6 protein-coding genes are annotated in these 7,268 nt (G+C 45.5%); all 6 read left to right on the forward strand.

What is annotated here, in order from left to right:
- The first annotated feature begins 166 nt into the window (after positions 1 to 166).
- Positions 167 to 1,417, forward strand: coding sequence for a Y-family DNA polymerase (locus CSV63_RS03755; protein ID WP_099694610.1), 1,251 nt, complete (start codon positions 167 to 169; stop codon positions 1,415 to 1,417).
- Positions 1,418 to 1,590: 173 nt separating this feature from the next.
- Positions 1,591 to 3,351 carry an ABC transporter ATP-binding protein gene (locus CSV63_RS03760; protein WP_099694611.1) on the forward strand — a complete coding sequence of 587 codons (1,761 nt, stop codon included), beginning with the start codon at positions 1,591 to 1,593 and terminating at the stop codon, positions 3,349 to 3,351.
- Complete coding sequence (locus CSV63_RS03765; RefSeq protein ID WP_099694612.1) at positions 3,344 to 5,116, forward strand: ABC transporter ATP-binding protein; 1,773 nt, start codon at positions 3,344 to 3,346, stop codon at positions 5,114 to 5,116. The genes CSV63_RS03760 and CSV63_RS03765 overlap by 8 nt, the downstream gene beginning before the upstream one ends.
- A 130-nt stretch (positions 5,117 to 5,246) precedes the next feature.
- Positions 5,247 to 5,957: a cytochrome c biogenesis CcdA family protein gene (locus CSV63_RS03770; protein WP_099694613.1), complete on the forward strand. Its 711-nt coding sequence runs from the start codon at positions 5,247 to 5,249 to the stop codon at positions 5,955 to 5,957.
- Between the two features lie 31 nt (positions 5,958 to 5,988).
- Positions 5,989 to 6,318: a thioredoxin family protein gene (locus CSV63_RS03775; protein WP_099694614.1), complete on the forward strand. Its 330-nt coding sequence runs from the start codon at positions 5,989 to 5,991 to the stop codon at positions 6,316 to 6,318.
- Positions 6,311 to 6,844 (forward strand): CcdC family protein, encoded by a 534-nt coding sequence (locus CSV63_RS03780; protein WP_099694615.1) that lies wholly within the window; start codon positions 6,311 to 6,313, stop codon positions 6,842 to 6,844. The genes CSV63_RS03775 and CSV63_RS03780 overlap by 8 nt, the downstream gene beginning before the upstream one ends.
- Positions 6,845 to 7,268 lie beyond the last annotated feature (424 nt).

The following is a 7,268-nucleotide window of genomic DNA, read 5'->3' on the forward strand; positions in this document are numbered from 1 at the left end:
ATATCCCGAAAGTGAGAGGTCACACTCTGATTTTCGGGATATTTTCGTCTAGTCAATACATTCACCACAACTATCCATGGTACCCGCGAATTTCCATTGCTTGAGCACGATAAATGCGGGTATACTACTCATAGGAACACTTGTTCTTTTGAGAGGTGAATGCCATATGAAACCATTACCGAATAGAAAAATTGCGTGTCTTGATATGCGCAGCTTCTACGCGAGCTGTGCTGCAGCCATGGAAGGACTCAACGTAATGGAAGTGCCGATTGCGATTGTCGGCAATATTGAGAGAAAAGGCGGTGTCGTACTGGCTGCCTCGCCGCCACTGAAAAAACGCTTTGGAGTTACGACAGGCATGCGTCTGTATGAGGTGCCGGATGATCCAAGCATTCGTTTAATTGAACCGAAAATGCAATTTTATATCGATGTGTCGATGGAATTGACGAAATTATTGAACCGCTATGTACCAAAAGAAGCGATCCATGTCTACAGTATCGATGAAAGTTTTGTCGACTTTACGGGCACCGAAAAACTATGGGGTCCTCTTGAGACGTTGATTTTCCGCATTCAGGATGAGTTGTACCGGCAATTCGAGTTGCGTTCAGCATGCGGAGTCGGGCCGAATATGTTGTTGTCGAAGCTCGCGCTAGATCTCGAAGCGAAAAAAACAGGGATTGCGCACTGGACGTATGAAGATGTGCCAGAGAAATTATGGCCTGTTGCCCCGCTTCGTAAAATGTGGGGAATTGGTAAGCGAGTGGAGCGGACGCTTGAAGACATGGGCATTTATTCAGTTGGTGATCTCGCGCACACACCGCTTGAGAGTTTGGAGAAAAAGTTCGGTGTGATGGGCAATCAACTCTATTATCATGCGCATGGCATCGATTATTCCGACCTTGGCTCCGTGTTGATTGAAGGGCAAGTGAGTTATGGCAAAGGCCAGACGTTGTTGCGCGATTATACGAAGACTGACGAAGTATTGGCCGTCATGCTTGAAATGTGTGAAGATACCGCAATGCGCGCACGACTTGCAAAAAAGAAAGGGCGCACGATCACATTGTCGTTCGGTTATTCAAAGCACGTACTCGGTGGCGGGTTCAATCGTCAAAAAACGTTGCCCGAAGCGACGAATGAAACGATGGCGATTTATCGTGTCTGTTTAGAGTTGTTTGAAACGTTTCATGACGGACGTCCGTTACGCCATATTTCTGTCAACTTGTCGAATCTCGAAGAAGATAGTAGCTTCCAGCTCAGTTTATTTGAACCCATGAATTGGAAGCAACAAAAAATCGGTCACGTGATGGATGAAATTCGCATGAAGTATGGATCGGCTGCTATTCTTCGCGCAGTTTCCGTTACGCCAGGTGGTACGGCGTATAGAAGGAATCAATTAATCGGTGGACATTATAAATGAAAACAAGTCGAATCCAGTCGGACGATCCCGCTAGTATAGAGAGGATGTATTTCAAATACTGAAACATCCCAGTTCCGTAACTTTCGATAACCTAGAAGTTTTGCTAAAATCAAATAGCCAGCACTATAAAAAATACTGCAAGAAAAGTGGTGCAGAACAAAGGAGGAAAGCCAGTGAAAGTATTACTGGATTTACGCTGGTTTTTTTCTGAGAGAAAAAAACAGTACAGCATAGGGATCGCGGCCTTGATGATTGTCGCGTTACTGCAACTGGCACCGCCGAAAATTATCGGCTATATTGTCGATGCGGTGGCGAAAGATGAATTGACCGCGGAGATGCTGACGCGCTGGATGATTATTCTGGCGGTGACGGGCGTCTTGATGTATGTCTTGCGCTATATTTGGCGCGTAATGATTTTCGGCTCATCGGTATACCTCGCACGCGTCATGAGAGAGCGTCTGTTTACGCACTTCACGCGCATGTCGCCTTCATTTTATCAGCGACGACGTGTCGGAGATTTAATGGCACATGCAACGAATGACATCAATGCAGTGCAACAAACAGCGGGATCAGGAATTCTGACACTCTTCGATTCGATTTCGACAGGTGGTTTCGTCATCTTGATGATGGCGTTTTCGATTAGTTGGAAATTAACGTTGATCGCCCTTGTGCCGATTCCGGTGATGATTCTCCTGACGAGTTATTACGGACGATTATTACGTAATCGATTCCGTGTGGCGCAGGAAGCCTTCTCCGATTTAAACGACAAAGCACAAGAGAGTATTTCAGGAATTAAAGTGCTGAAGACGTTTGGTCAGCAAAAAGAAGATGTCGAGTCATTCACGAAACGTTCGGAACAAGTCGTCCAGGAGAATATGCGTGTGGCGAAAGTAGATGCGTTGTTTGATCCGACGATTGCGGGAGTTTTTGCGATCTCCTATATTCTATCCTTTTATTTCGGTACACGCTTTATTTTATCAGGGGAATTGTCAATTGGAGATTTAGTGGCATTCACTTCCTATTTAGGACTGTTAACATGGCCGATGCTAGCAATTGGCTTCCTATTCAACATTGTCGAACGGGGAAATGCGTCCTACAGCCGAATCCAGGATGTACTTTCGGTTGAGCCTGGAATTCAAGATCGTCCGAATGCGGTGAGTCAATTACCGCACGGAGATATCGTCTTTGCTATCGATACGTTCAAGTTCCCAGACGATAAACGAGCATCACTGCGTAATTTACACTTTACGATCAAGCAAGGTGAAACACTTGGCGTGATCGGCAAGACGGGCGCAGGGAAAACAGCAATTCTTAAATTATTAATGCGGGAATTCGAAGGGTATACGGGAACGATTACGTATGGCGGTATTCCGATTACGCGCTATAAGAAGGAATGTTTGCGCCAGGCAATCGGTTATGTGCCGCAAGACCATTTCTTGTTCTCGACGACACTCGGTGAAAATATTGCCTTTACGAACCCGAAAATTGATCCCGCGAAAATTGTGGCGGCTGCGAAATCCGCGCATATTCACGAAGATATTCTGACGTTTGAAAAAGGGTATGAAACGCTGGTTGGAGAACGTGGCGTATCGTTATCCGGTGGACAGCGTCAGCGTGTGTCCATTGCACGTGCGTTGCTTATGGATCCGGAGCTATTGTTGCTGGATGATTCATTGTCCGCAGTAGACGCCCGGACAGAAGAAGCGATTCTTCGTTCATTGAAAGAAGAAAGAATGGGTAAGACGACTATTATTACGTCGCACCGCTTAAGTGCCATTCAGCACGCACATCAAATTATCGTTCTCGATGAAGGCGAAGTCGTTGAAATTGGCGATCACGATAGCTTAATTGCGCAAAACGGAATGTATAAAGAAATGTACGATTTGCAACAGCTAGAGTCGATCGTAGAGCAAGGAGGCGGCGCAGATGACTAACAAACAGAAGATGTCCGCCAGAGATCAGTTCAAAACGTTCATGCGGCTAGCGAAATACGTCTTGCCAATGAAAAAAAGTGCACTGATTGCGATTGTATTATTGCTGTTGACGGTGACATCGACGATTCTTGGGCCATTAGTGATCCAGCGATTCCTCGATGACTATGTCGTACCCCTCAACTTCCCAGCGAAAGAAGTATGGACGATTGCATTGATTTACATCGGATTACAACTCGTCAACATCGTCGGGTCGTATTTCCAAACATTGAAGTTCCAGGAATTTGCACTTGCGATCATCCAGCAAATTCGGATTGATGCATTCTCGAAAGTCCAGAAGCTTGGTCTACGGTATTTCGATCAGACACCTGCTGGCGGAATCGTTTCACGTGTAACGAATGATACGGAATCCATCAAAGAAATGTTCGTCAGTGTGGCGGTTACGTTCATGCAGGCGATCTTCGGGATTGTCGGCGTCTATATTGCGCTCTTCACGCTTGACGGGAAACTTGCGCTTTATACATTGATCCTATTGCCGCTATTCCTGATTCTCGTATCGGTCTATCGCTATTACAGTGCAGACTTCTATCAAGATATCCGAGAACGGCTCAGTCAGCTGAACGCGAAAATCTCCGAGTCATTATCTGGTATGGATATGATTCAAGCGTTCCGCCAAGAGAAACGCTTGTCTGACGAGTTCATCGAAGTCAATGAAGGACATTACCGCGTCGGACTGCGAAATATCCGTTTTGATAGCTTGATGCTTGGACCATTTATCGACTTGCTGTATGCCGGATCCATCGTGGCAGTACTTAGCTATTTTGGAACAGCATCGTTTACGTCGGTCGTGGATGTCGGGATTATTTATGCGTTCACTACGTTGCTAAGACGTCTATTCCAACCGATCAACCAAGTGATGCAACGTTTGTCGATGTTCCAGCAAGCGATCGTATCGGCGTCGCGAGTATTCGAGCTAATCGATCATCCGGAAATGGAACCAAAGCAAACAGCAGTTTCTACTCAGCACATTACAGAAGGTACGATCGAATTCCGTAATGTGACATTCAGTTATGACGGCAAACAAGATGTACTCAAAAATATTTCCTTTACCGCGAATGCAGGTGAAACGGTCGCATTGGTCGGTCATACAGGAAGTGGAAAGAGTTCGATTATTAATCTATTCATGCGTTTTTATGAATACGAGCGCGGCGACATTTTCATTGATGGGGTATCGCTGAAAGAGTATCCAATAGAAGAATTGCGGAAAAAAGTAGGACTCGTCTTGCAAGATCCGTTCATGTTTTACGGTGATATCGCAAGCAACATCCGTCTCCATAATGAAGAGTTAACGGATGAAGATGTGCGGGAAGCTGCAGAGTTCGTTCAAGCCGATCAATTTATAGAAGAGTTGCCAAACGGCTACGAACAGAAAGTGACAGAACGCGGTTCGACGTTATCCAGTGGACAGCGTCAGTTGATCGCTTTCGCACGGACCATTGCGATGAATCCGAAAGTGCTCGTGCTCGACGAAGCAACAGCAAATATTGACACGGAAACGGAAGTGGCGATCCAGAAGAGCTTAGAGAAGATGCGCGAAGGCCGTACAACGATTGCGATTGCTCACCGTCTAAGTACGATCGCTGATGCCGAGTTAATTCTCGTACTCCACCACGGCGAAATCGTCGAACGTGGGACACACGCAGAGTTGCTTGCGCAAAAGGGCTTGTACTACACGATGTATGAATTGCAAAACGGGACGCAAGAGTAAGTTTGCGTGATTGTCAAAAAGATTTCACAATCAAATGCAGCGTAATCTAGCCTCTTGTTTGGTACGATAGAGTGGGAATGTTGGCGCTTGCCGGCATTCTACTTGTCCTACTGTTAAAGGAGGAATTTTGTTGGGGACGGATGTTAATATTTTCTTTGCGTTTGGAGCAGGTTTCCTGAGTTTTATTTCTCCATGCGTATTACCACTATACCCGGCCTTTATATCGTATATTACCGGCATGTCACTGGATGAACTCGGAGATAAGAAAAAAGGAATGAACCGTGCTGGCATGTTGCATACGCTGTTCTTCTTACTCGGATTCTCGATCGTATTTATTATTCTAGGATTCAGTACGTCCTTTATTGGATCGATTTTCTTGCAATATCAAGATTTGATTCGTCAGCTAGGTGCGATTTTCATCATTATTTTCGGACTGATGACGGTTGGATTATTTAAACCAGAATTTTTAATGAAAGAGAAGAAGCTACAATTTAAAAATCGTCCCGCGGGTTACTTCGGTACAGCGCTGATCGGCCTAGCTTTTTCCGCTGGTTGGCAGCCATGTATGGGACCGATCATCGGTGCCATCATTTATCTGGCTGCGACGAATCCGGCATCTAGCATGTTGTATATGATGCTTTATGTACTGGGTTTCGCGATTCCCTTCTTCTTCTTGTCCTTCTTCATCACTCGAATTGGTTGGATTCGCAAGCACAGTATGACGATTACGAAAGTCGGCGGCTACTTGATGATTGCATTCGGTATCATACTGTTCTTTAACGGAATGGTCTATTTCACAAGTTGGCTTAGCCCAATCTTTGGCGACTTTCAAGGCTTTTAATGTAAGTGGGTAAGCAGAAAAGAGGTGTAGGATGAAAGAAATTACTTCTTTTGACGAGTGGCAGCATCTATTGAATGAGACACCGCAGTTCTTGTTGTTCGTGAAAACGAATCATTGCTCCGTCTGCGAAGGATTGTATCCGCAGGTGGCGGCACTCGAAAGCGATTATCCATTCGACTTCTACCGTGTGAACGCAGCGGAAGTTCCAGAAATAGCTGGACAGTTGTCACTCTTTACTGCACCAGTCGTCTTATTATTTAATGAACAGAAAGAGTTGACGCGTTTCGCACGAATCGTTCCAATGAATGATCTGAAAAAACGCCTCGATGAGCTCGTGCAGTGGGGGAACATAGATGCATAAGATACAGGAACTGATAGATTACGTCTTCACAACGATTCCATCCATTTACTTGATCATCGCTTCGACGGTAGTTTTCGTCGTAATGACGACATTTGTCTACACGATGCGGGCGAAGGCGTCGAATAGACCGATTCAGGCGAAGAAGATTATCTTACCGCCATTGTTTATGTCGTCTGGGATGTTGATGTTCTTGTTCGACGAGTTTCAAGTGCCATGGACGCAAGTGGTAGAAGCCAGTTTGGTCGGCTTGATATTTTCCGCGTTTTTGATTTATACCACGAAGTTTGAGATCAAAGATGACGGGATTTATTTGAAGAAGTCGAAGGCATTTCTACTGATCCTCCTTGGGTTACTGGTGATTCGCATGGTCGGTAAGATTGCGCTCAGTAACACGATCGATGTCGGTGAGCTGGGCGGCATGTTTTTCATCCTCGCGTTTTCGATGATCTTGCCGTGGCGGGTCGGGATGTTAGTGAAGTATAAGATGCTTGAGAAGAGTAAGGTAGGGAAGGAGTCGTCCTTGTGACGGCTTCTTTTTTTTATGCATGGAAATAAAAGGAAAGGGGTTACGGGAGGGGATTTGCGCTCTAGGCGGACGCGTTCTGGAGGGGTCGCGGTGAGCCCCCTAGTCACTGCGTTCCTTTAGTGGTCTCACCTGTCGACCTGATCCTCCAAGAGTCGCCGCCTGCCGCTCCAATCCCTGCAATGTAAGTGGAAGTTACTTTTTATTGCGCATTAAAGTACGTGTTGAAATCCATTTTGAACTTCATTACTTGAATTTATATAAATGAAGACACAACAATAATTCACACACTAACTTCAGTGAGCGAAAGCCGTAACGAAGAACGGCTTTTGCGAGTAAAAGCGAAGCGTTAGGAGCATATGTTTGCACTAGCCGTAACGAAGAACGGCTTTTGCGAGTAAAAGCGAAGCGTTAGGAGCATATGTTT

Origin of the sequence: Sporosarcina sp. P34 (assembly GCF_002743375.1) — a bacterium.
Lineage (GTDB): Bacteria > Bacillota > Bacilli > Bacillales_A > Planococcaceae > Sporosarcina.